This window comes from Colwellia sp. BRX10-1 (genome assembly GCF_014077545.1).
GTDB lineage: Bacteria > Pseudomonadota > Gammaproteobacteria > Enterobacterales > Alteromonadaceae > Colwellia_A.
The window spans coordinates 105,838-131,817 of record NZ_JACGWC010000011.1; the positions used below are offsets into that span (position 1 = coordinate 105,838).

Consider the following 25,980-nt stretch of genomic DNA (forward strand, 5'->3'; position numbering starts at 1 on the left):
AAAGGAGATAATCATGTTCGCAATATACACGCCAAATGGAAGAAGCTTTTCAGGCCCACTGGAAGAGCTCTATCATGTTCAAAAAACACAATTGACGGAGCAATCACGAAGTTTTCAGGAACTCGATGAGCTTTCACCTTTGCTAAAAAAAGGTTATTCGCCGCCCCCAAAAGCCATTGATGCTTATAAAGATGCTATCAGTAAAACTGAGACAAAAGAGTTGATATGTCACGCTTATCAAATTATGACTTACCCCGTTGCCGTAATATCAGCCAGTGATACTTTAACGACGGTTATTAAGATATTTACCGAGCGGGCATATCAAGAATTTCCAATTGTAAATAGCCAGCAACAACTTATGGGGAGCTTATCTAGACAACAACTTTACGAATATCTTTTAAAGCATGGCACTGATGTTGATAAAAGTGCAAAATCAAAAAGCGTCGCTGATTTATTTCTCAATGAGCATTCTAAAATTTATACCGCAGAACCAGTTACAGACATCCGACGTATTGCGGTCCTGCAAGTAAAAAATCGTTTGCACATAATTCCTATTTTAGAAAACAATGGCAAAGTAGTGGGCATTATTTCACGTACCGATATTATAAAAGCAGTAGCTATCGACCCTCCGTTATCATTGTGGTGTTAACGAAGAGAGGATAAAAGAATGCTTTAAAAAGATGGCCGTTTGCCGTTAACGTAATAATAGCCGGGTAATTGTCGAGCTGTTAAATTAACTTCCCAGTATTTTCAGCGGTAATGACAACGCACTGTTGCCTGTTTGACCAACAAACCAAATAATGCCACTTAGCCCGCCTAATGTAATGACGTACCATAATACTGAGACAACTTGAGCATAACGGTTTAAGGGTAATAGGTCACTCAAATGTCGACGTTTATATTCAAAGAAAATTTCTATACTACCAATAGCAAGTAAAAAGCCTAATAGCGCTAAACCAAAGTGATAACTAATATAAACACCTAATGCAGCACCTAATACACAAGCAACTAAACCAACACGGGTATTAATTGAAAAGGCAATACTCTTGAGTATGTGTCCACCATCTAAGGGTAATACCGGCAACAAATTAAATAGATTAAGTAAGGCATTAAAAACCGCTAAACCGGCCAGTATTTCTAAATCGGTTAGCCAGTAACCTACCAAGCAAGCAATAGAGAGTATTAGGCCAAAGAAAGGGCCCATTATCGAAATAACAACATCTTGCCAGCGGGTATTAATTTTATCGTCGCTCAATGCTAAGCCTCCGACAAAGGGAATAAGGTAAATACCTTTGGTTTTCAAACCAAAGTATTTCATCGCCTTAATATGTCCATATTCATGAAAGACGAGACAAAGAATAAGTGCTATGGCAAATTCAATAGAAAATAACCAGCTATATGCGGCTAAACTACCCGCAGCAAATAGCACTTTGATGACTTTGGCACTTTTTAACAATTTCAAGCCAAGTCCAGCCATGCCAATGAAACTAAATTTCATCGGCTGCTTGCTAGCTTGGCTAACTTGGCGTTGTTCTATATCTTTTTCAATGAGGGTATCTTCTTGTTGAAGTTTATTATCAACAAAAAGCTGGTATTTAAGCGCAAAAGGCTGCCAATGCAGTGTGCCCTTAAGTTCTATATGTAAATCACCTTGTTCACTTTGTAGAGAGAATTGATGGGTAAAGGTATCGTTGCCATCGACTGCGTCAATTTGTGAGACACACTGGTCGTCCCAAAAAAGTTGTTGCCATCCCGCCATTGAACCTTCTAATCGTAGTGTTTTATTCAAACACGTTACTGCTAATAGTTGCACTTTATAAACTCAGTAAATAGAACCTTGCCCGATTATCACTATATTTGGAGGGGCAGCAAGGTTTATTGCCACTATTATTGATTTATCGGCAAACAGATAAGCGGGTAAAAAGTTTTTTATTCGCATCGCGATAGAAAAAGCCAGCTAAAGCTGGCTTAATAGTAAACAATTGATTAAGTATCAGTAGTTAAAGCAATACTTTACAATAACTTTACTTAGGCATTAACACTGTATCAATGACATGTATGACACCGTTACTTGCTTTAACGTCAGCCATTATCACTTTCGCATTGTTTATCATTACATTACCGCCATCTACTTTCACCATCAACATTTGGCCTTGCACTGTAGTAGCACTGTCTACTTTAACAACATCTGTAGACATCACTTTTCCAGCAACGACGTGATAAGTTAAAATCGATACTAATTTATCTTTGTTTTCTGGTTTTAATAGCATTTCAACCGTGCCTGCAGGTAACTTTGCAAAAGCTTCATCCGTTGGTGCAAATACAGTAAAAGGCCCTTTGCCTTTGAGTGTATCGACAAGTCCACCGGCTTTAACTGCAGCAACAAGAGTATTGAAAGAACCATTTGCAGCAGCTACATCAACAATGTCTTTTTTCATACCATGGTGTTCTGCATGAGAAGTCGGCATAAAAGCTAAGCTGGCAACTACGAGTAAACCTGTTGTAATAAATTTATTGAACATGTTAATTCCTATTTAATGGATAATATTTAGTTTCAGCCAATATTTACGTACTGTTAAACAATTAAGATCAGTTTACTTAACATCTTTATAATAAAAGCGAATGAAATATAACCACATCTACCCTGTCTACTAAAAAACCCATCACTAAGGCTACAAGCATATCGACACCTTATTCTTGAGTAATAGCCTCGTTTCAGCAATGAACTATGGCAAAAAACTATAAAATTTTATTATCGAAGTTCAAGGATAACGTCTAAGTAATCAAGACTAAATTACCTTAATAAATTTGCGAAAATACTTAAATAAATATATTTTATAAGGTGTTTATGAAGGGTTAGATTATTTAAATTAATAAGTGAGATAAATAAATGTCAAAAAAATCAGCTAGTGATATCCCTCAAGAAGCATTTGACTGGTACGACGAATACGCTCATGGCGGTATGGATCGCAGAAGCTTTATGGCAAAATTAGCGACTTTAGTTGCAGTGGGATACTCAATGACAGTGCTCACATCAGCATTGCTTCCAAATTATGCCCTAGCCGAACAAGTTTCTTTTAATGATGATGAAATAAAAGCTACCTATGAAACTTTCGATTCACCCGAAGGTTACGGTAAAGGTGCCGGCTACTTAGTAACACCAACCAACAAAACAGGAACCTTGCCTGTTGTTTTAGTTATTCATGAAAACAGAGGCCTAAACCCCTACGTAAAAGATGTTGCTCGACGTTTAGCTAAAGCCGGGTATCTTGCCTTTGCTCCAGATGCTTTGTTCCCCTTAGGTGGATATCCTGGTAATGATGATGAAGGCAGATCTATGCAAAAGTCGATGGATGCTGAAAAAATACAGCATGACTTTGTTGCAGCAGCAAAATTCATCAAAAAACATCACAGAAGTAATGGAAAGCTTGGTGCTGTTGGCTTTTGTTTTGGTGGTTACATAGTCAATTACTTAGCCGCAGTGGAGTCTGATTTGATTATTGCTGGCGTACCTTTTTATGGCACACCAGCCAAAAAAGAATTACGTAAAAATATTAAGGCTTCGTTACTGATTCAATTGGCTGAACTCGATGAAAGGGTTAATAACTCTTGGCCTGACTATGAAAGTGACTTAAAAATTGTTCAAGCCCCCTATCAAATGCAGATCTATAAAAATGCCAAACATGGCTTTCATAATGACTCAACCAGCCGTTATGATAAAGAAAATGCCGAGCTTGCCTGGCATCGCACCCTAGCCTTTTTTACTGAGAAGCTGGTATAAAAATCATCTAAAAACACTTTATTAACGAGTTAAGCGAGCAAAGTCATCAATAAAGTAGACTTGTACTCGCTTAGCTATATTTAGCGTTTAAACTCTGATGTTTTACTCCATTGTGGCCACACATTTTCTTTGGAAAGCTGATAACCAATGTCAAAAAATGCTTGCATATCTTCTTCGGCGCCAGAAAGATCCCATGTATCATTATATTCATCACAAAGGTTGTGATAACACTTACCAAGACTTTCCTTTAATTGAGTTCGCAACACTTTAGTCGCTTCATCAACGGCAGTTTCTCCCGTTTTAGCATATAACGCCGGAATGCCGATATTTGCAAAGGCAAAGTGATCAGAGCGGTAATAGATACCCGCAGCAGGACGAGGATCCCCGGCTATAGTGCGGTTTTGCTTCTTCGCTGCATCACTAAGAAAGTTATCAAGTTCTGACTGCCCTAATCCATAGACAGAGACATCGCTACTGCGACCATTCACCCCTAAAGCATCCATATTAATATTTGCAACTGTCTTAGCCGCTGGAATAATAGGATTAGCCGCATAAAACTTAGAACCTAACAACCCTTGTTCTTCTGCAGTTACTGCCATGATGGTAATGGAACGCGCTGGTGCAACAGGCAATTTAGCAAAGGCTTCAGCGACTTCAATAAGTGCCCCAGTACCCGATGCATTATCGACAGCGCCATTATAAATTTGGTCGCCAATTAAGCTGGTATCTTTGCCTAAATGATCCCAATGTGCGGTATATAAAATATGCTCATCAGGCTTAACGCTTCCAGGTAAGGTGGCGATAAAGTTATAAGACACTGATTCTTTCACGGTGTTATTTACGGTAACAGAAGCTGTTAAGTCGCCCATATCAAGATGATAACTTCCCTTGGCAGCCGCAACTTTAGCCTGTTCGAAGTTGACACCGGCTTTAGTAAATAACTCTTTGGCAACCTCGCTATTTATCCATCCTTCAACCGCAACACGGTCTTTATTTTTGTCTTCACGCACAAAGCCAAATTGAGGACCAGACCACGAGTGTTCTACTACCGACCAATCGTATGATGCCGGAGCGGTTTCATGAATGATGATCGCACCTTCAGCACCTTGTCGGCTAGCTTCTTCATATTTATAGGTCCAGCGCCCGTAATAGGTCATCGCATTACCGTTGAAAAGTTTAGCGTCTTGAGTTGCAAAACCCGGATCATTAACTAAAATCACAACGGTTTTACCTTTAACATCCAAATCTTGGTAATCATTCCAGTTGTATTCTGGCGCATTAATACCGTAACCAACAAAGACTAATTCTGAGTCTTTAAGTTGTTCAAGGTTACTTATGCGAGCAGAGCCCATTACCATATCCGTTCCGTATTGATAGTCTTTATCACCAATTGACAATGTCATGTCTGGTGATGCCTCAATTGACACCATAGGTACAGCTTGCAGGAAACTATTACCATTGCCTGGCTTAAAACCTATTGCCGTTAATTGTTTAGTTAAGTAATCAAGCGTAAGCGCTTCACCTTTACTTGACGGTGCGCGCCCTTCAAACTCATCTGAAGCAAGTACTTTGATATGCTCAATAAGTTGTTCTTTGTTAATGCTTTGATAACTCGCCGCAACATCTACTTCGGTATTTTTTGAAACATTACTTTCTTTGCCACAGCCACTTACCAGCGCTAAAGTAAATAAGGTTAAAGCTATTTTATTTTTCATTTTTTATACTTTTATTAAGAATGACACTTGGATTATAAACGAGTATTGGCGGCGTTTGATAGACTTAGTTGAAAAGTTATAGTCAGCAAAGAGTTAACTAGTTAATAAAGTATTAAGTCCGTAAATAAACTCATAATATAAGCAAGGTCATCATATGAATAATCTTAAAATGATGACCTTGTGTGAAAACGTATAAAGTTTGAGACGACCAATCACTAAATGAGATTGGCTTCTAATGATCATTTTTGCCACTTTTGAGACATTAGCACTAATGCGATAAAACTGAATTCGGATTAGTATTAATAACACTCCATTAATAGCCAATTGCTATTTGTCATGCTTAGATGTCTTTTTATTTTTTTATCAGAAAATAATAATGAGAAGTCGCCGTAATAGCCCAAATTTAAAATCAATTTAACTATTATTTAAACAAAACCTAACGCATAAATTAACCGGTAGTTGTGTTTCACTGAAGAGTATCCGTAACATGATAGAAACAATGCATTAAAAAGTATATGAAGGCTAATGTCAGGAAGGTACAAAGCCGAACTAATATTGAAACTAAAAAGCAGTCTATAGAAGACTGCTTATAGCCCAAACTCTCAGCTTACAATTTTTATGCAACGCTATGTAAATTCAAAGGTAGTTTGACACTAAACTTATTACAGATTTAAATCTACAGAGCCTTTTTTCGTTGATATTTCCAAATTACGCAAGTTAAAAATAGTTTTCACACAGCCTGAGCCAAAAGCTGACATTAACTTTTGAGTTACTAACGGCTGTTCACAGACTATTGCAGCCGTTAGCTAAATGCGATTTATTACCTCACAAATGGCGGTAATGTAAACTCGATTTCTTTGTCTTCTACTGGCTTGTCACTCAAGAATATTTTAATCGTTTCAGTTACTTTGGGTGATACCATAAACAAGTTATGACCTGCATTATTTACCGTTACTTTTGTTAAGTTACTCAAACCTGCTGTAGCTTCATATTGCGACTGTACATATGTTCTTCCGTCTAGTGTGCCTGTTAATAATAACGTCGGTACGTCACTTTTTGGCTTAGTGCGGAAATCATCACCTAAGTCTAAATTTGGAATAACTTTGTTTAAATGCGGCATTGGGAAATTCAGCATTTTACCTACTAATGAAGCGGGAGCTTGTTGCTCAATTAAGTTTAATCGTTCGTCTGTGACGCCTGATGCGACATCCATACCAAACGACATGATGTCGAAGCTGATTTTAGAGTCCATAAAACCAGCACGTTCGATAACGCTAGGTAACATTGCAGTTATTCCACTATCAATACCTGAGTATATTTGTAACAGCATAGACACATAGCGGTGCGGATCTGAAATCATTGCAGACGCTATTCCTTGCATGTGACTTTTTTGAAATAAGAACTCAATTGGCTCACCGTCTTTTTGCGGCATTGTTACTGTAATAGGGTTAGCTTCTAATTTTCTGTTTACACGTTTTACTAAGCCAATAACATCAGGATATTCTGCTTTGGCTTTAGGCTGTTGATTAATAGCTTGCTGCAAACGCTTAAAATACGCTTCAGTTCTGGCTGGTAGTTTTACGGTTTGGTTTAGTCCTTCCGCACTGGCAAGTACCATTTTGTCTATGTGATTTTCCATCACCTTTAGACTGGCAAGTGCTAGATGAGTACCATAAGAAATGCCCCATAAAGTAAGTTTGTCAGCCTGTAGGTGTTTCCTTAAATCATTTAAGTCGTGGGCACTTTGCACTGTAGTATAACCAAGTACATCAGCGCCTTTTTTGTTCCAAAACTCAACACACTCTGTTGCCGCAGCACGATAAATCTTGGTCACTTGTGATTCAGATAAACGTTCATTCAATGGTAAAGATTTTTTCGATTCACACTTAGGGACAATCTGCGACTTGCCTGTTCCACGCTGATCTAAAGCGATTACATCGCCAAACTCTCTTAACGCCATAAATAGTGGGAATCGAAAATTTGGGTACTGCGCAGTAGAAATACCTGAGCCTCCAGGTCCTCCCGACAAATAAACTATAGGTGACCCTTTTTTATTGCCAGTGGCAGGAAAACGTACATAGGTCAGTGGAATGCTACGGCTATTTTTATCGTTACGGTTTTCCAATACCTGAATAGAACCTTCGTAAGCCATCACTGACTGCTCACCACTTTTGAATTGAATTTCTTTCTCATTGCCAAACGTCTTGGCCGCAAAACTGTAAAATGACATTAATGTGACTGTTAATAACAACAAACCAACGGTTAAATTTTTAATATTCATAATTTCTTCCTTCGAGTTCTAATGTCGTCACTATTGCTTAAGTAACAAATAGATGCATCCATAACTCGTTGAAAGGCATGTTTTATTCCGTTTATTCCGTTAAGTGGTATAAACTAATCGGTAAATGGTCGAGCAAAACGACTGAATTTTTAATATAATATTTAACATGACAATACGTATTTTTCTACTTCAACTCTGTACCATCCTGTGCTTGTATTCTGGGTTTGGTTTTTCACAATCATTAGTGACTATTAATCTAGACTCAGTCATTATCTGCCCGATTACCTCTTCCTCTAATGTGATACCCAGTTTTAGTGAACGAGAATGTAAAACAACAAACGCTTGGAAAATAGATCCTCAAAACACAGCTTTATGGGTAAAAACAACCGTCAATGTTCCTGAATATATGCTGAAAGACAAAAATCCTCACAGTGTTTATATTTCAGGTAAGGCGGCGAGTAAGGTCTATTTTAATGGTCAATATTTAGGAAGTAACGGCTCACCTAATGTTATTCCTAACTTAGAACAGGTAGGTAAAATAGATGCAATGTTTTATGTACCCGCTAATTTAATAAAACCTAAAATCAACGAAATTATTATAAAAATGTCATCACATCACGGATTTTTAACCTTAAGCAACCCGCTGAATTTTATCGGTTTTGGCATCTATTCCGACCCTACTTACTTTATTCACCGGAATTTAGGTGTATCAATAGTGCCGCTAGGTGCACTCCTGTTAGGCGCTATTTACTTTTTGGTGGCTAGTTTCAGCCCCAGAAATCGCCCAAACAATTTGTTATTTTTATTGATGACCTCGTTTGCGTCATTACAGCTATTTGCCGAAATATCCCGTTCATTATTTTCTTATCCGTATCCATTTCAGGATGTCAGACTGTTGCTCATTGTTTCGCTCTCGCTTCTATTTGGCTTGTGTTTTTTGACTTTTATTATTTTAAAATTAGAAAAGAACAAGCCGTATTTGTGGGTTTTTGCAGGTGGAAGTTTTAGTTTATTAACTGTGTTGTTAACCCCTGGTTTTGACCCTAAAACCGCTTTGGCGATATTTGTCCCAAGTGCGATTAGTGCCACACTTTTAACGACTCAAGCTGTAAAGACCAAATCAAAAGAGTGGGCAATTTATGCTGCTGTGTTTGTTTTGTTTTCAGTCACAATTGTATTAACGTTAACTACCTTTCACGATGTGCTGTTTTATTACATCATTACAGGGGTGCTAATATTACTATTTGTTCTTCAAGCGCAAAAGCTCAACCAAGAACAAAAAGACAAGGAATCAGAACAAGCCTTAGTCGCGAAACTGCAATTCAAACTAGAACAAAACCAACAACAAACTGAGCCAAGTACAATCAAAATTAACAGCGCGGGTAAAATAGAGATCATCGCCAGCAACCAAGTGGTGTTTTGCAAAGCTGCGGGTGATTACGTAGAAATAAATCTAAAAGACCACCAACAGCGCTTGTTTACAGGCAGTTTAAAAGAGTTAGAGTCTAGCCTTCCTAAAACATTTTTAAGGGTGCATCGTTCATATTTAGTGAATGTGGAATTTATTAACAGTTTGAATACCAAAAGCTCACAACAGTCTGAAACATCGGGTGCAGGCTTCCTGCGACTGCACGACGCAGTGGAAGTCCCCGTAAGTCGAAGAATTATGCCTACGGTGCGAAACTACATAAAACAAAGTTGAGTTTAGAATACTTGCAACCTATATGCCTCTCACTTGATTGACAGGGGCAGGTAAACTTTAAGCCATGATTACATTTATTGTATATCGAATGTCGAATGTCGAAAATCTAATCTTAGACTAAACACATTTTGGGACAGAAATAAGTATCAGCGAATGACCGCTATGTCGGATCACTTGTCGCTAGATGAGCCAAGGCTAACGTATATATTCGTATCTTTGTTAACATTAAGCTAGTGATCATTAGAGACTCCTTCAACTAGCCATAAGCCGACATTAGCTTTTGTGCATCCTAGATCATATTTAGCAATAATATTAGCCAAGATTTCCTGCTCACTTGTGGGGATGGTTTAAGCCCAAAACTGCTGTTGGACTTTCATTTCTAAACACTAACTTTTACCTTATTTCTTACATCCCACAAATTATTTCGGTATTTTAAAATCACTTTGGAAACAAAGCAGAAAGACACAGTGTTCGAATTTAGGCTCCCACTGTTAATCTATATACGGGCATAAAATAAGGGCGAGCCATTACTTTATTGAGTTCACAATGAAATTTAATTGACTTAAAATCGTCCAGTTTCAGTTGACCATGATACTAAAAATTATAACTAAGTTTTAGTATCGTCTGGCGTCCTCGTGCAGGAAATGCTTGTACGTTTTCATCTACTCCTAAAGATGTATGTGATGATGTGGCATAGCTCTCATCAAGTAAATTTGAAATAGTTAACGATAGACTTACTTCTTTTGATAGTTGATTTTTTATATGGCTATTTAACAGCCACAACGAACCTTCGTCTAATACTTTTACCTTAGAGCGCCAATTACCATTGAGATTGAACGACCAAGATTGGTATTGGTAATAAGCACTGAAATTCAACAAACTATCTGGAGAAAGATCTTCCGACTTGGGTAGTCCTGATGATTGTTCTAAGTGTGTTTTGTTTTTTGATAAATGAGTAGCAGAAGACACTAATCTAAAGCTATCTATTGGTTGCCAAATCAATTCTAATTCAATACCTTCAACATCATTTTTAGCAATATTATCTAACGCATGGACCCCATTTTCATTGGCTTTATAACCTATAATATTCGTTTGTCTGTTAGAAAATAACGTTGCCGTAAACTGTGATTGTGTATATGAATGTAGATAAACAATTTCGGTGGTGCTAATTTCACTGGCTTCTAAATCTTGGCTACCTTGAGTGAGACCACTCTCTTCATCGTACATATCGCCAAGCGATGGGGCTCTATAAGCTTGACCATGAAGAAACTTAATCGTTTGTTTTTCATTTAAATGATGCACCAAGGCAAACCTAGGCATAAGTGCACTGTTAATATCGTTGTAACCATCATATCTAAGGCCCGCTGTCATTTGCAGAGCCGACGTTACTTGCCACTGCGTTTGCAAATAGGCACTGGAAATTTCTCGTTTTTTATCTAAAACTGTTCTTTGTTCGTCTTGATCAAACGTAATCACTTCAGGTAGTTGAGAAGAATCGCCATATATATCGAAATTACTTCTTAAATAAGCGTCAGGAACCTGACTTTGAGAGTAAGACAAGCCAGTATTTATTTTAAAATCTTCGTTTAATTGATATTTACCATTTAAAGCAAAATCTATCGCATGATATTTAAAGTCGGTTCCAAAGAGAAAGTCCACCTGCTCAAAGGGCACTTCTCCCTTGGGTACCAATGCACCCAGTTCTCGTCTTTTTGCTTGCTGGTAACTAGTACTAATATCCCAACTCATTGTCTCAGAATTATATATTCGCTGATCTATACCGGCCATAAAATGTTGTAACTCAAGGATGTTTACCCCATCTCGTAAACGTCTAAAAAGATAATAATCGGATCTTTTTGTATCCAAAAGTTGAGCAAATAATTTTGTATCTTTATGAGTAAGATAAGCACGAAGTTGAGTAGATTCTCTAGGATCACGTGTAGTTGTTTGAATTTCATTACGGTCGAATACATCATTATAGTGATAACCATCATCCTTGAACAAAGACAAACTTGCTCCTAACTGCCAATCTCCTAATGTGTGTGATGTGTTTATTAATAATTTTTGAGCACCAAAGTCTCCCAATCCCACAGAGATTTTATTTTGGGGCTTAGTTAAAATATTAATAACACCACTAAATGCATTCGAACCATATATTGAAGAACCAGGACCTCTAATGATTTCAACCCTTTCAACATCAGCTAGGTCCATAAATTGAATAAAGAAATTAATGCCACCCGTATAATCATCATTCACTCTATGGCCATTGAGTAAAATAAGTAGTGTATTGGCGTATGTTTGTGCGTGACCACGCATGACGATATGTGATTGGTTTCCTTCGACCGGATTAACCATACTATAAAAACCGGGCACTTGACTGATAAGTTCAGTCCAAGAAGTAATACCCATTTTATCAATATCATTACGGGTAAAAATAGTAACCGAAGAAGGACTGTTTTTGATTGTTTCATCATTTTTTGATGCGATTGAAACCTTCAAATTAAGTAAATCAGTTAATGACAAGTCAAATAAATCTATCGACTCTTCGCCTGAACATAAAAATGGAATAAATAAAAGGGTAAATAAGGAATATTTGATTAGATTCATACAAACTTTAGACTATTCCACAAATGTTTGAATTATAGTTTAAATATTAAGAATAGGTAATTATTTAAATGTAGTTGATAGTTAATTCAGCCACCTAATTAACTGAACCTGTAGCATATTTTGTGTAACTGTCCACTTTATATAAGGTCGGCTTGTCGGATCTCCTGTCTTTAGCATGTAAACTCTCATGACGGCTTTGGTGGCTTTATTGACTATTAAGATGACGGTAGCTCAACGTCTAATGAACACTCTAAACAGCTTAAATATCTATTGATGCTACGTGCGCTAACGTATCTTTGTTAACATTGAGCTAGTGATTATTAGAGACTTTTTCAGCTAGCCATAAGCTGACTTTAGCTTTTGAGTTAATAACGGCTGTTCAGAGCCTATTGCGATCATTCTAATTTAAATGCTTTTGTTTATTTGTACCCAAAATCTTACTAAATATTTAGCATCCGATTATGTACACAATCTCAAAAGCGGACATTAGAATCATCTAATATCCGCATAAAGTAGAGTTGTTAAATCTAAGGCGCTAATGAGATAGTGCTAACCGTCACGGTGTTCCATTGGTATGACTTAGTTCAACGTGCGCTAAGAGGAAATTAGGAGGTAGTTATGGCTAACCTCCGCTCAAAGTGTTGAATTCAATGGATCGTAGCATCACACTGGCTAAATCTCTGCATTTGAGATTTAAACCCAAGCGTTTTACTCGGACGCTAATAGGGGACATGGTTGGAATTACTTAAAACGCAAACAATTGCGAGTTTGAGCTGATTATTTATCGTAGCTATAAAGCATCCCTTTAATGGCTACTTTATAGCTAATTCCTTTTTATTCAAAACAGTAAGTTTGAGCTTCATTATAAAACTGCTATAAACATTTGATTATAATTTAACAATAAATTGATAGATTTAAACCGTATAAGTATTCTAATTCCTTAGCTCTTTGCGTAAAACTTTTCCGATAGATGATTTAGGCAATTCATTTAAAAAAATTATTTTTTTAGGGACTTTATAAGGTGTTAATAGTTCACGGCAATAGCTTAAAATATCGTGATAGGATAGATTAATGTTTGGCTTTTTGACGATAAAAGCAGAGACTAATTCACCAGATTTAGGGCAACTCTCGCCAACCACCGCCGCTTCTAAAATATTGGGGTGAGACATTAAAATATCCTCAATTTCATTGGGATATACATTAAAGCCAGAGACAATAATCATGTCTTTTTTTCTATCTACTATTTGAAAAAAGCCATTACTGTTTCGCAGAGCAATATCGCCGGTTTTAAACCAGCCATCATGGGTTAATACTTTTTGGGTTTCCTGAGGTTGTTGCCAATATCCTTGCATTACTTGTGGCCCTCGAACAACTAATTCTCCTGTTTCTCCTTGTTTTACCTCCTTATCATCATCATTCCATATTTGTACTTCGGTTCCGATCACAGGTAAACCTATAGTGCCTAATTGTTCTTTGCCAGGTTCATTCAAAGTCACTACTGGGGAAGTTTCCGATAAACCGTAGCCTTCAGCGATAGTACAGCCGGTAATTTTATGCCAGTTATCTGTTGCGGTAGAAGTGAGAGCAGCTCCACCGCTAATAGTAAATTTTAATGCGTCAAAGTTAACTTCTTTAATTTTTGGATGACTGCATAATCCAATAAACAAGGTATTTATGCCACAAAAACCAGTCACTTTATTTATCATCAAAGTGTCGATAAAACCTTCAATATCTCGAGGGTTTGGGATCAAAATATTATTATTACCTTCACTAAATACCCATAAATTCAGTAGTAAGGCGTAAATATGATAAAGCGGTAATGGGGTGACAAAACATTCTTCACCTTCAACCGCTACGCTTGATAAACGCTCCGACGCTTGCATTACATTACTTAATAAATTTTTATGGGTTAATACCGCACCTTTGGATAACCCTGTTGTGCCACCCGTATACTGAATAGCAGCGATATCGTTGATGTGTATAGGTTGACGGCTAATCGTTGAAAACTCACTGCCTAACTTTAAGGCGTCACTAAAACTGATTAAATTGGCGGAAAGTACCTTATTCCCATTGATGGTTTTCGGTTGTATTAAATCTATGGCGTGAGTGGCAATAACCGTATCAATGCTAGTTTGCTCAATAATCCCACCTAATTTAGGTAATAAATCAGCCAGAATAATAATGGCTTTTGCGCCTGAATCACTAAATTGATGCTGCATTTCACGTGCTGTGTACAGTGGGTTGGTATTAACTAAAACTAACCCCGCGCGGATAACCGCATAAGCGGCAATTGGGTATTGGGTAAGATTAGGTAGTTGAATAATCACCCGATCACCCGCGTTAAGTTGAGCTACTTCTAGTAAATATTTCGCCAATGCAGATGATTTTTTATCAATGTCAGCAAAGGTCAATGTTTGGCCCAAACATTGATAAGCCATCTCGGTGGCATTTTTGTCCATCGCTTGTTCAATTAAATCGGCAAGACTCTTGTGGGCTAAGTTTAATCCCTCACTTGTAGGGTCAATCGCTTGGTTTACTCGTGGTGATGTAGTTGATGTTTGCATAATTAATGGTTTCACTATTTGATGAATATTTTATAAATAAGTTTTTGAATAGCTTGGTTATAAGGAGGAAAAATCAAAGAACCTAAACTGAATCTTCCTCGTGAAAAAACCGCCTTAGCTTTTGATAATGCTAAAAACCCTTCATGTCCGTGGTATTGCCCCATGCCTGAATCACCTACACCGCCAAACGGTAAATCGTCTTGTGCAACATGCATTGCTGCTTCGTTTATACACACACCACCCGCTTTTGTTTTATTCAGAACAAGGTGCTGCGTGGCTTTATCAAAACTCATTAAGTACAGCGCTAAGGGGTTTTCACGTTGATTGATATAGTCTATTGCCTGCTCAATAGTGTTGTAAGGCACAATAGGTAATAAAGGGCCAAAGATCTCTTCTTGCATAACCCGCATGTCATCATGAGTATTAGTGATCACGGTTAACGGTATTTTCCTCTCATTTTCATCAATTATTTCAGCTGTTAATGGTGTAATCACTCCACCCTTCTCACATGCGTCTTGTATTAAATGGTTTAATCGTTGAAATTGAGCGTTATTGATAATGCCGCCATAATCTGGATTAGTTTCAATACTTGGATATAAAGAATTAAACTGAATTTTAAGTGTCTCTATCAATAGAGGAATTTTTTCTTCAGGGCAAAGTAGGTAATCTGGTGCGACACAGGTTTGACCGCTATTTAAGGTTTTTGCGACTAAAAATCGCGTTACCGCTGTCGAAATATCAATGTCTTTATCAATAATGACAGGTGATTTCCCACCTAGTTCTAAAGTGACTGGCGTCAAGTTTTCTGAGGCCGCAGCCATTACTTTCTTACCAATAGTTGTGGAGCCAGTAAAAACTAAATGGTCAAAATTTAAATGGGTAAAGTGTGCCGCGACAGATGATCCACCACAAACTACCGTGACTTTCTCAGGAGGAAATGCACTTGCAATTAACTGTTTCATTACCCTGTTAGTTTTAGGAGTAAACTCTGACATTTTAATGATGGCACTATTTCCGGCTGACAAAGCAGTGATCAAGGGACCAAGCGCTAAAAAGACCGGATAATTCCATGGCGTGATAATGCCAACTACGCCAAGGGGTTGATACTGTACATAGGCTTTTGCCGGTTGAAATAGCGGGTGAACATGCCTTTTACTCTGCTTCATCCAACGTTTAACATGCTTAATGGCGTAGTTAGCACTTAGTACAGTGGTGAGAATATCACCCAGTTTACTATCGTCTTTACTTCGATGACCAAAATCTTCCCTCATGGCATTAAGCAACTCATCTTGATGGTTAGTTAACGCCTTTTTTAATGCCTTAACATCACTAATTCTTTGCTTCGCACTTGGTATTTCCACTTTTGTTTCATTTTGTTTTTGCAGTATAAACAAGCGTTCTAATTGCTCAATTTCTTGTTTGTCATCACATTCGGTATAAGGGTTATCGGCCATTATTCTCTCTATTACGCAACCATTTCTAGTGTTCAATACTAGAATGCTTTCCTCTCTTAAATCCTAGCTTTCGATGCCAATTTTTTATCTTTAACGTCATAACCGGTGATTTATATAAAAGAGTATCTGGTTAATAAGAAAAAAATTTCACTCTGTCGTTTAAGCACCAATAGTTGTCAGGTGAAGACAGTAAACTTTTAATAATTAAGGTTATCGTATTAGTCAGTGATAATAAAAAAGTTATAAAAGAGAGTGTTTAAATGCGATTACCTTATGTGCTAATACTACTGTTGTTATCTGCTTGCCAACCTAATCAAGAAACTAAAGAAGCCAGTAACCTAAAGACTGAATTAGTGAGTGATGTGGCAAGTAAATCAACGATTGCCCATCAAGCGCAAGTTAAAAAGACAATTAACTTATCAGACGAAACCGATTTTACCCAAGCCAATAAAGGCTTGATTGCCTCTGCTGACAATTTACTAATACGTAATGCCGCCAATGACATTATTTGGAGCAACCCTGGCTACAAATTTATTAAGGGCGAAGCGCCAAACACCGTTAATCCTAGTTTATGGCGTCAAGAAAAATTAAATAATATTAGTGGTTTATTTAAAGTTACAGACGGTATTTATCAAGTTAGAGGTTTTGATTTAGCCAATATGACCATTATTGAAAGTCAAAATGGTTGGATAATAGTTGACCCACTAACCGCAAAAGAAAGTGCACAAGCCGCCATCAAATTTGCACGACAGCACTTAGGTAATAAACCGATCAAAGCGGTGATTTTAACTCACGCGCATATTGACCACTTTGGCGGTATTCTTGGCGTCGTCAGTGAGCAAGAAATTGCACAGCAAAATATTCGTATTATTGCCCCAGAAGGTTTTATGGACGCGGCGACCAGTGAAAATATTATTGCGGGTATTGCGATGTCGCGTCGTTCTGCTTATATGTTTGGGAAAAACTTGTCAAAAACAGTCACGGGGCATGTTGGCTCCGGATTAGGCAAAGGTCCTGTTTTTGGTACGTTTGATATTGTTCAGCCAACCGAGTTAATAAGTGTTGATAATACCAAGCTATTAATTGATGGCATTGAGTTTATTTTCCAAAATGCTTCAGGCAGTGAATCCATTGCAGAGCTTACTTTTTACTTGCCGCAATTAAAAGCTTTTGGTGGGGCTGAGCTAGTGTCTCGCAATATGCATAATTTATATACATTACGGGGGGCAGAGGTTCGTAATGCCTTAGTGTGGAGTAATACAATCAATCAAGCATTAACATTATTTGGTGAAGCAGACGTGTATTTTGGTAGTCACCAATGGCCAGTTTGGGGTAACGATCAAGTCACTACCTTTTTAAAAAACCAACGAGATTTATATAAGTTTATTCATGATCAAAGTGTGCGCTTGATAAATCAAGGTTTCACTGGCGAAGAAATTTCCGAACAAATTACCTTGCCGACGTCATTGGGTAATTATTTTTCTAACCGAGGTTATTATGGCAGTCTAAGCCATAACGCCAAAGCAGTGTATCAATTTTACATGGGGTGGTTTGACGCTAATCCGGCACATTTAAACCCTTTACCACCACAACAATCGGCAACGAAATACGTTGAAATGATGGGCGGTTCTGAGCAGATTTTACTAAAAGCGGCAACTTTTTTTGAGCAAGGAGAGTACCGTTGGTTAGCCGAAGTGCTCAATCACCTGGTGTTTGCTGAACCCAATAATACACAAGCGAAAGCCTTGTTAGCCAAAACGTATCAACAATTGGCATTTCAAGCAGAGTCTGCAGCGTGGCGAAATTTTTATCTCACTGGTGCACAAGAGCTTACCCAAGGCGTCAGTAAAAAAGGTATTGATTTAGCGGTGATGGCAGGTATCTTCAAAAATACGCCCGTGAACAAGTTCTTTGAATCAATGTCGGTTAGGTTAAACAGTAAAAAAGCACAAGCGGAACAGTTAAGCATCGCGATTGTTTTTACTGATCTTAATGAGCGTTATATTTTAACGGTTAACAACTCAGTGTTACATCATTCCCTGGATAACGGGAACACAAAAGTACAAGCAACGTTATCATTAACTCATGATCTATTTGTTAAAATTCTTATTGGTCAGGCAGGTATTAAAGATACCTTGTTTTCAGATGATTTAACGGTGGATGGCAGTATTTTGGACCTAGTAAGTTTCTTTCGATTATTTGATAAACCCGACGGACAATTCAACATAGTGACGCCTTAGTGTGTATTTTGAGGGGAAAAATTTGTCGTCCTTAACATAAAAGTAGTCATGTAATGCTCAGTATTCTATTTTATATCGGGTCATACTGAGTTTCATCATTCAAAAAGATTAGGGTTTTAATGTTTTTTATTCAAGTATGCTTTTATAAAATTCTCATGGCGGGATTGAAAGTCGCAATTAAGCTTATTCCACAGCCGCAGCCTGTTATTTTTACCGGAAAAGATTCCTCACTTTCCTTGGTTGATATCATTATCAATCAAAATATTAAACGCGTATTAATTGTTACTGACAAGGTGTTACACCAATTGGGTATTACCGATAAAATTTGCCAAAAATTAGCAGAAAACAATATTGAAGTGATTTTTTTTGACCAAGTAATACCTGACCCTTCTGATGATATTATTGATAAAGGCATTGTGATGGCGAAAAATAATCATTGTGACTTGGTATTAGGCATTGGCGGCGGTTCATCACTGGATGCTGCAAAAATGATTGCGGTATTAGCGACCACAACAAAAACAGTAAAAGATGTGGCTGGTTTATTAAAAATAAAAGCACAAGGCTTACCGTTATACTTATTACCTACCACCTCAGGTACTGGCTCTGAAGTGACCATGGCAGCGGTTATTACCAGCAGTCAATCGGAAGAAAAATTGTTAGTTATTTCGCCGAAGATACTCCCTATTGGCACTGCTTTAGATCCACTATTAATGCGGGGTATGCCAGCAAATATTACCGCGGATACGGGCTTTGATGCGTTAACCCATGCGATAGAAGCGTATTTGTCTATGCATGCAAATGAGCAGACTAATTTGTATGCTTTAACAGCAATAAAATTAATATGTAAACAGTTACCTATCGCCTATCAAGAGGGTAATAATATTGAAGCAAGAGAAGCGCTTGCTGTTGCTTCTTGTTATGCCGGTTTGGCGTTTACTAAAGCGGGTTTGGGTTATGTGCATGCGATTTCTCATCAAATTGGTGCTAAATATCACCTTCCTCATGGCATGACTAACGCAATTGTTTTACCGCATGTACTCACTTTTAATAAAGAGTCTTCACGTGCCCGTCTAGCACAATTAGCAAAAGCCGTAGGCTTAGATGACGCCAATAATAGTGAGTTAACCATGGCCGAATTGTTTATTGAGAAAATAAAAGACTTGCAGCGTATCTTAAACATTGACGAGACGATTGCGTGTTTATGTGTTGACGATATTGATGATTTAGCCAAAGCTGCCTTAAAAGAAGCACACTATCTTTATCCTGTGCCACGATATTTAGACTTAATAGAATGTAAAAAATTATTCCAACAACTTATGCCATCGTAAAATTATCATCGATGAAACTATTATTGATGAAATATAACGATTAAAAATTATAAATCAAAAAATCACAAAGTGAGGGGAAACGAATGAAATCAATATTATTAATGCAAGGGCAACGGTTGTCTAAACCTAAGTTATCAACAACATTGAGTGTACTTGCTCTATCTACTATGTTGGTGTTTCCATCGTTAGCCAACGCAAATGAAATTATTAAAGGCTTCAAAGTTAACAATAATCTTTCTGTGCAAGCGATGAAAGAAGCTGATAACAAAGCCAAAGAAGAATGGGCATACAGTGTTGGCATTCAAGCTTTTATGTTCACTATTCCTATGGTAATGCATGATGTTCAGCGTGATTTACGCATGAATTTAAAAAAGATAGCACGGATAAAAGATAAGTGTCCTTGTGCGCCAGTGGGTCAATGGGGTCATTCATCAAAACTGGCCACGTCAAACGATACAATGCCTTATACGCCGAATAGAGATACCGTGTATTCGGGTTTATCTGTTTTTTTGGCAGAAGAGCCCGTGATATTAGTTGTGCCACCGATTAAAGACAGATATTACTCATTGCAAATTGGCGACGCATATATTGTTAATCAGCATTATATAGGTACGCGTGCAACGGGATCTGAGGGGGGGAACTTTGCCTTGGTTGGCCCTAATTGGCAGGGTAAATTACCTGATGGTGTTAAGGAATTACGCATGCCAAATAACTCAGCTTTAGTTGCGTTGCGCATTGCCACTTATACCGAAACCGATGAAGACGTGGAATTGATTAAAGCCTATCAACAACAATTTGATGCCGTACCTTTATCTCAATGGGGTCTTCCTAAAGAAAAACGTCGTTATGATTTACCCAAACTGGCGAATACCAGAATGAAAAAAGGTAAACTAGGCTACTTTAGTTACGCTGCTGAGTTATTAAAAGAAAATCCGCCGGTTGGCGAAAATAGAACATTATTAAACACCTTTAAATATATTGGCTTGTCAGATACATATGCATTTGATCCTGAAAGTTTAGATCCCGCTATTCAAAAAGGCTTGGTTAGAGCGGTTCAATCGGGGATTGATATTATTAAATGGAAAGTCAAATTTAGAGGAACACAAAGTGACAATAAGTGGAATGTAGATTTTGTCGGTGGTAGTTATGGCAGTGATTATTTTGCTCGCGCTGAAGGCGCAGTTCAAGGGTTGTTCGTTCACTCTCCTGAGGAAGCTGTTTATTTTCACACTTATTCAGACAGCAGTAATGAGCCGCTAATTGGTAAAAACACCTATAAACTACATTTTGACAAGGGCGAGTTGCCTAATACAGCTGAATTTGGCTTTTGGTCTATCACGATGTACGGCGATGATTATCAATTAGTAGGTAATGAAATCAACCGTTATTCCATCAGAAAAAGTACCGATGGTTTGAAGTACAATGACGATGGTTCTCTTGATATTTACATTCAAGCAACGCCACCCGAAGGTAACGAATCTAATTGGCTACCCACCCCTAAAGAAGGCATTTTCAGATTAAATTATCGTGTGTATTTACCTAATCAGGAAGTGCGTCAATGGAGCTCGGTAGAGCAATATTTACCTGGCGTTAAAAAAGTAGAACAATTAACAATAAAACATTAAACACATAATCTAGAAATATTAATGATTTCGAGATTATGTGTTGTTCGTTATGTATTGATTCTTTATTCTTGCAATAATTTTTGTCTATGTTGATTGCGGTAATGTTTAGGGCTGGTTTTAGTCCAACGACGAAAAGCGCGGGTAAACCCACTTTGATCTGAAAAACCTAACATGTAAGATATTTCGATTAAAGGTACACGTTGTTCCGCTAACAGTTTCTCCGCCATATGATGACGACACTCATCGAGTATCTCGTTAAAACTTTGCCCCTCCGCTTTTAACTTTCGTTGCAAAGTACGTAAGCCTAATGCTAAAAAGCTCGCGATATTCTCTATTTCAATTTCATCCTTCAACATATTATCTAAAATATACGCTTTCACTTTTGTTGACACTAAATCTTGGCTGAAATGCTTTAAATGCTCATCAATCCACCTTTCTAGTGTTTTGGCAAGTGAAGGGTTAGCAAGCATCTGTGGACGTTCGAGATCTGCTAATGAATAAATTATTTTATGACCCGTTTGATTAAAGAGCACTGGACAATTAAAAAATTCTTGGTATTCCTTAACAAAGGCACTTTTATCGTGCTTAAAAGACACTTCTAATGGCGAAAACTCTTGTGTTGTCATCACACGAGATAATGAAATCAAAGTAGACATAAATGCTTCAATGGCTTCAACAGCAACAGGTTCATTTTCTGGGGGGATATCAATATGTAAAATAACGGTGTCGTTAATTTTTTCTAAACGGTGCTCAGCAGCGTCAGTCGTCATTTTAAAATAACGTAAGCTATGCTCAAAACCTTCCATAATAGTACGACTAGAAGCAAAAGATAAGCCAACAGCACTATAGGTATTAGGTTGAAAAAATTGCGTTAACCGTAAGGCAAAACATTCATCTTTAGTTTCAAGTACCGCAAGCTGCCATAACACGGCCATTTGTTTCACGGGTAAACGTACATCAGGATTATTTTGAATTGCGTCTAAATCTATATGGGCTTGCGAAAAAATTTTTTTACTGTCAAGACCATAGCTTTCAATCGCTTTGGCAATGAGCAAAGCCCAACTACCTATCGTTGTTGGTGTATTGGGGATTAATGTCATAGAACTCAGTTTTTTATTTGATAAAATATCTAAATCATTAAGTTAATATAACAGCTTAAGATATCGTCGAGAATATGTCTATATTAGAGTGTTTAACTCAGTATCAATAAGTTGATGTTGAGTTATGATACAAAAATCAAAAAATGAATTTTATCAAACAAAAAGCCCTAGGTCACTAGGGCTAAATCATTGCAGTTTTTAACACAAATTAATAAAAGCTATATCTAAATTGCACTCCAAAGCTACGCCCAGGCTCGATCATATTGGCATAACCTCCTTTGGTGAAAGGTAAATCAAATGAGAAATTTCTCGTCTTTTCATCGGTGATATTCTTACCCACTAACGCTATTTCCCATTCGTCTTCGTACATTAACGCGATTCGCATATTCACTTTTGTGAAGGCTTTCTGTTCAGTGAACGGGTTTAAATCTGTTGAAGTGTAAAAGTCTGAACGATAATTAACATCAATGTTGGTGATCAATTCATAATCATTAAAAATTAAGGTAGCATGTTCAATGCCTATGTTCGCCGTAATATCAGGAACTAAAGCATTCGTTTCCCCCGTTAAGTCACACGACTTTCCTGTTTCATCAACATTGTCTGAGACTAAAACATTACTGGTAAAACACTTTGCACCTTTAAAGTCATCCCATTCAAAATCTAATAATCCAAGACCGCCCACAAGGGTAACTTCATCCAAAATAGCCCAGCGACCATCCAGCTCAATACCTGAGGTAGTGGCTTCACCCGCATTTTTTACATCGAAACCTACTTGACCGTCAAAAATAGAAGTTTGTAAATCATTAAATTTCATTTGAAAAATAGCAAAATTTAATTCAGCAGCGCCATCATCTAAGGTTAATTTCCCACCAAATTCCATAGAAACAACTTCTTCCTCTTCAAACTCAAAGTTACCACCTAGGTTAGATCTCGCATCAAAACCGCCAGATTTAAACCCTTGAGCACCTTTAACATAAAGTAAAGTATCTTCATTTAATTGATAACTTAAGGTTAACGAAGGCGTTAAACTCTTTTCTTTTCTTGAGTCTTTTAATGAATGTTCATCAATAGTGCCATAGATACTGTTGGGGATGTTTTGCGTAGCAGATCCTAATAACAGCGGATCTAAATAGGGAAATTTATCACCTAACATTAAACTGTATGCATTGCCCAGTAGACCCGGTAAACCAAAAGCAGCTAAAGCACCTGCGAGTGCTGGTGGTTTGACTAATGCGGACTCTTGTATTCTTTGACCGGTTTTGGGGTCAATAACTAACATATTACGCTGACCGTCTTTTTTTTCTTCGGTATAACGTACCCCTAAAGACGCAGTTAATTGGTCAGTTAACTGATAATCAAATTGTCCAAAGATAGCCCATAAATCTGAACTAGATTTAAATTCACGTTCACCTCTCATTGCTAATGGATAAACTGATGAAACTTCAGAATACTCTAAATCAGAACTTTGAAAATAAGCACCGACTATATAATCAAATGTTTCATTACCCGGTGAAGTCAAACGAAACTCTTGGCTAAATTGTTGGTAGTTTTCATTAAACTCAGGCGAATATATCAGTGCACGAGCTGTACTATCTTGATCTTTAGCGCCATCAAGATCGTAGTCTTGCCAACCTGTTACAGAATTAAATGTGTGATCACCCAATTCATAGGAAAGGTTTAACGTGACATGATTAGCGGCTGATTTTTCAAATTGCTTTTCACCTAATGCCGGTGTCGTGTTAGCGGTTTTATAATCAAAATCATATTCTATTAAACTTGTCAGTAAGGCTTCCGTTTTGGGTGTGCCTGCTTCTTTAAGGTAGGGTTCAACCGTGACAATAAGGTTTCGTCCCTTGACTTCATCAGTATCATGTTGAATTTTTAAATTTGCATTGAGTTTATCACTAATGTTCCAATCAAGTGTTAAACGTGCGGCGATGTTATCTCTTTGTGGTTCATTATTGCCTGTGACAACATTTTTAACATAGCCGTCATCACTTTCATATTTCATCGCTATACGGGCACTTAAGTCGTCGGTTAAACCACCTGAAACGTTAAACTCAAGATCTTGTTTATTAAACTCAGGGACATAATAACCTTTAATCGATGCTTCAAATTCTTGCGTGGCATTTTTTGAGGTAATATTAAGCGCACCTGCGGTGGTATTCATGCCAAATAAGGTTCCTTGAGGTCCACGTAATACTTCAACCATATCAACATCTAAAAAAGAGCTACGCATTAATACCGCACGTCCACGGTAAATACCATCAACATACGTGCCTACCGTTTGCTCAAAACCTTGGTTTGGACCTGAACCCAACCCACGCATATAAATATTATAACCTTGGCCGGATTTACTCACGGTAAAGTTTGGTACATAGTCAGACATTTCTTCCATTTGAGTAATGCCAGTATTCGCTAACTTATCACCGTTTATTGTCGTAATTGACGCGGGAACATCCTGTAAACTTTGCACTCTTTTTTGTGAGGTAACCTCAATCACTTCAAGTGTGTTAATGTTTTCTTTTACATCCTTATCTATTTCTTCAGCAATACTTACTTGTTGATGAAATAACGCAAAAAGTGATAGTGCAATTACAGATTTATTAAAACTCGGTGTTGTCTTCATAGATTCCCCACTTATTCTTATATAATTATTGTTTAGTGATGAAGTTAACGTTAATCGGTAACATGATAACCTCAGGACTAATTATGTTGTTATATACACTAGTTAATTTTGACTAATAAAGACTTGAACTTAAACGTCAATAATTAGCCGTTAAACGACAAAGTGCATTTAAGAAGGTTAAGCGAACCTTAGATAACGTCAGAGTATTTATTTTTATCAAGCTAAAAATGGAGGTTTTATAGCCCTAAGGCGAATTTCACTAGGTTACTATAAGAATAACGCTGATGCGGTGGTAAAAGGTTAGTAAGTTATTTAATGTCGCCTAAATAGTAGAGCAGTTCTTACCCTGAAATTTTATAATGTTCGTTTTCGTATCTAAAATACCCCTTAGCTGAGATGATTTTGGTTCACAAAAACCGACGGCAATGAGCTTTCAGTAGACATAGATAGTACTCTCACCTATAACCGTATTTTTCTTTTGGTGGTCAGAAAATGACTCACAAAACTGATTTTTGGAACGTCCGTTATATCGAGAATTATTAAGTTAGCTGTCGAGCTGCTTAGGTCAACTAACGTGTGTACAGCTGGCCTAGCTCAACGCTCACAATATTAAAATTTTTATTCCGCTTAGCGCACCAAGTTGTCATAAAATCTAAGGTGCTAAGTACCTCTAATTAAGGTTAGTCGAATGTCCGCTTTCGGTGTTTTCAATTAAACCTGAATATTAATCCCCCAAGTTTCAATATGAAAATTTTGAATGATTTCATTATCTGATGTAGGGCTGCTTTGTCGGATCATTTGTCGCTAGTTAAGCCAAGGCTAAGGTCTTCTCTACGCCCTGAGACCTTTAACAAGCTTTTTCTTTAAAAAGTAATGGGGAATTCCTATCGCTCAATGCTTTTAAATACTTGGCTTCATTGTATGGCTCTTTAGTTTTCCAACATCGAAATACGA

General features: G+C 37.4%; 15 protein-coding genes. 6 read left to right on the top strand and 9 right to left on the bottom strand.

Annotated elements, in window-relative coordinates:
* Positions 1-13 precede the first annotated feature (13 nt).
* A complete protein-coding gene (locus H4J75_RS11145) occupies positions 14-649 on the top strand; it encodes an HPP family protein (protein WP_182222163.1) in 636 nt (211 codons plus the stop codon).
* 84 nt (positions 650-733) lie between these two features.
* Here the strand turns inward: H4J75_RS11145 and H4J75_RS11150 are convergent, their stop codons facing one another.
* Together H4J75_RS11150 and H4J75_RS11155 are read right to left on the bottom strand one after the other, a co-directional pair.
* Positions 734-1,813, bottom strand: coding sequence for a site-2 protease family protein (locus tag H4J75_RS11150; protein WP_182222164.1), 1,080 nt, complete (start codon positions 1,811-1,813; stop codon positions 734-736).
* A gap of 211 nt (positions 1,814-2,024) precedes the next feature.
* Positions 2,025-2,522: a fasciclin domain-containing protein gene (locus H4J75_RS11155; RefSeq protein WP_182214281.1), complete on the bottom strand. Its 498-nt coding sequence runs from the start codon at positions 2,520-2,522 to the stop codon at positions 2,025-2,027.
* A 368-nt stretch (positions 2,523-2,890) separates the two neighbouring features.
* On the opposite strand from H4J75_RS11155, the gene H4J75_RS11160 reads away from it, so the two are divergent.
* Complete coding sequence (locus H4J75_RS11160; protein ID WP_182222165.1) at positions 2,891-3,781, top strand: dienelactone hydrolase family protein; 891 nt, start codon at positions 2,891-2,893, stop codon at positions 3,779-3,781.
* Between the two features lie 80 nt (positions 3,782-3,861).
* Here H4J75_RS11160 and H4J75_RS11165 read toward each other — a convergent pair whose 3' ends face one another.
* Positions 3,862-5,496: a M28 family metallopeptidase gene (locus H4J75_RS11165; protein ID WP_182214278.1), complete on the bottom strand. Its 1,635-nt coding sequence runs from the start codon at positions 5,494-5,496 to the stop codon at positions 3,862-3,864.
* A gap of 820 nt (positions 5,497-6,316) precedes the next feature.
* Entirely contained in the window at positions 6,317-7,777 is a 1,461-nt protein-coding gene (locus H4J75_RS11170; RefSeq protein WP_182222166.1) for an alpha/beta fold hydrolase, read from the bottom strand.
* A gap of 166 nt (positions 7,778-7,943) precedes the next feature.
* Here H4J75_RS11170 and H4J75_RS11175 point away from each other — a divergent pair, with 166 nt between their 5' ends.
* On the top strand, positions 7,944-9,479 hold the full coding sequence (locus tag H4J75_RS11175; protein ID WP_182222167.1) for a LytTR family DNA-binding domain-containing protein: 1,536 nt from the start codon (positions 7,944-7,946) through the stop codon (positions 9,477-9,479).
* Positions 9,480-10,073: 594 nt separating this feature from the next.
* Here the strand turns inward: H4J75_RS11175 and H4J75_RS11180 are convergent.
* The 3 genes from H4J75_RS11180 to H4J75_RS11190 form a co-directional block, all read right to left on the bottom strand.
* The gene (locus H4J75_RS11180; protein ID WP_182222168.1) at positions 10,074-12,086 is read right to left on the bottom strand and encodes a TonB-dependent siderophore receptor; all 2,013 of its coding nucleotides are present in this window, start codon (positions 12,084-12,086) and stop codon (positions 10,074-10,076) included.
* A 932-nt stretch (positions 12,087-13,018) separates the two neighbouring features.
* Entirely contained in the window at positions 13,019-14,650 is a 1,632-nt protein-coding gene (locus H4J75_RS11185) for an AMP-binding protein (protein ID WP_182222169.1), read from the bottom strand.
* A gap of 14 nt (positions 14,651-14,664) precedes the next feature.
* Positions 14,665-16,104: a coniferyl aldehyde dehydrogenase gene (locus H4J75_RS11190; protein ID WP_182222170.1), complete on the bottom strand. Its 1,440-nt coding sequence runs from the start codon at positions 16,102-16,104 to the stop codon at positions 14,665-14,667.
* Between the two features lie 260 nt (positions 16,105-16,364).
* Between H4J75_RS11190 and H4J75_RS11195 the strand changes: the two genes are divergently transcribed.
* The 3 genes from H4J75_RS11195 (at position 16,365) to H4J75_RS11205 (ending at position 21,297) form a co-directional block, all read left to right on the top strand.
* A complete protein-coding gene (locus tag H4J75_RS11195; RefSeq protein WP_182222171.1) occupies positions 16,365-18,344 on the top strand; it encodes an alkyl/aryl-sulfatase in 1,980 nt (659 codons plus the stop codon).
* 119 nt (positions 18,345-18,463) lie between these two features.
* The gene (locus tag H4J75_RS11200) at positions 18,464-19,672 is read left to right on the top strand and encodes an iron-containing alcohol dehydrogenase (protein ID WP_182222172.1); all 1,209 of its coding nucleotides are present in this window, start codon (positions 18,464-18,466) and stop codon (positions 19,670-19,672) included.
* Between the two features lie 83 nt (positions 19,673-19,755).
* Positions 19,756-21,297, top strand: coding sequence for a DUF1254 domain-containing protein (locus H4J75_RS11205; RefSeq protein WP_182222173.1), 1,542 nt, complete (start codon positions 19,756-19,758; stop codon positions 21,295-21,297).
* A 62-nt stretch (positions 21,298-21,359) separates the two neighbouring features.
* Here H4J75_RS11205 and H4J75_RS11210 read toward each other — a convergent pair whose 3' ends face one another.
* The gene (locus tag H4J75_RS11210; protein ID WP_182222174.1) at positions 21,360-22,397 is read right to left on the bottom strand and encodes an AraC family transcriptional regulator; all 1,038 of its coding nucleotides are present in this window, start codon (positions 22,395-22,397) and stop codon (positions 21,360-21,362) included.
* A gap of 208 nt (positions 22,398-22,605) precedes the next feature.
* Positions 22,606-25,026, bottom strand: a complete 2,421-nt coding sequence (locus H4J75_RS11215; RefSeq protein ID WP_182222175.1) for a TonB-dependent receptor — start codon at positions 25,024-25,026, stop codon at positions 22,606-22,608.
* Between the last annotated feature and the right edge of the window lie 954 nt (positions 25,027-25,980).

Excerpts from the sequence above, each read along its gene's own strand:
- H4J75_RS11185 (WP_182222169.1), bottom strand. The coding sequence starts at position 14,650 with ATGCAAACATCAACTACATCACCACGAGTAAACCAAGCGATTGACCCT.
- H4J75_RS11155 (WP_182214281.1), bottom strand. The coding sequence starts at position 2,522 with ATGTTCAATAAATTTATTACAACAGGTTTACTCGTAGTTGCCAGCTTA.
- H4J75_RS11160 (WP_182222165.1), top strand. The coding sequence starts at position 2,891 with ATGTCAAAAAAATCAGCTAGTGATATCCCTCAAGAAGCATTTGACTGG.
- H4J75_RS11195 (WP_182222171.1), top strand. The coding sequence starts at position 16,365 with ATGCGATTACCTTATGTGCTAATACTACTGTTGTTATCTGCTTGCCAA.
- H4J75_RS11180 (WP_182222168.1), bottom strand. The coding sequence starts at position 12,086 with ATGAATCTAATCAAATATTCCTTATTTACCCTTTTATTTATTCCATTT.
- H4J75_RS11210 (WP_182222174.1), bottom strand. The coding sequence starts at position 22,397 with ATGACATTAATCCCCAATACACCAACAACGATAGGTAGTTGGGCTTTG.
- H4J75_RS11145 (WP_182222163.1), top strand. The coding sequence starts at position 14 with ATGTTCGCAATATACACGCCAAATGGAAGAAGCTTTTCAGGCCCACTG.
- H4J75_RS11205 (WP_182222173.1), top strand. The coding sequence starts at position 19,756 with ATGAAATCAATATTATTAATGCAAGGGCAACGGTTGTCTAAACCTAAG.
- H4J75_RS11175 (WP_182222167.1), top strand. The coding sequence starts at position 7,944 with ATGACAATACGTATTTTTCTACTTCAACTCTGTACCATCCTGTGCTTG.
- H4J75_RS11190 (WP_182222170.1), bottom strand. The coding sequence starts at position 16,104 with ATGGCCGATAACCCTTATACCGAATGTGATGACAAACAAGAAATTGAG.
- H4J75_RS11170 (WP_182222166.1), bottom strand. The coding sequence starts at position 7,777 with ATGAATATTAAAAATTTAACCGTTGGTTTGTTGTTATTAACAGTCACA.
- H4J75_RS11215 (WP_182222175.1), bottom strand. The coding sequence starts at position 25,026 with ATGAAGACAACACCGAGTTTTAATAAATCTGTAATTGCACTATCACTT.
- H4J75_RS11165 (WP_182214278.1), bottom strand. The coding sequence starts at position 5,496 with ATGAAAAATAAAATAGCTTTAACCTTATTTACTTTAGCGCTGGTAAGT.
- H4J75_RS11200 (WP_182222172.1), top strand. The coding sequence starts at position 18,464 with ATGTTTTTTATTCAAGTATGCTTTTATAAAATTCTCATGGCGGGATTG.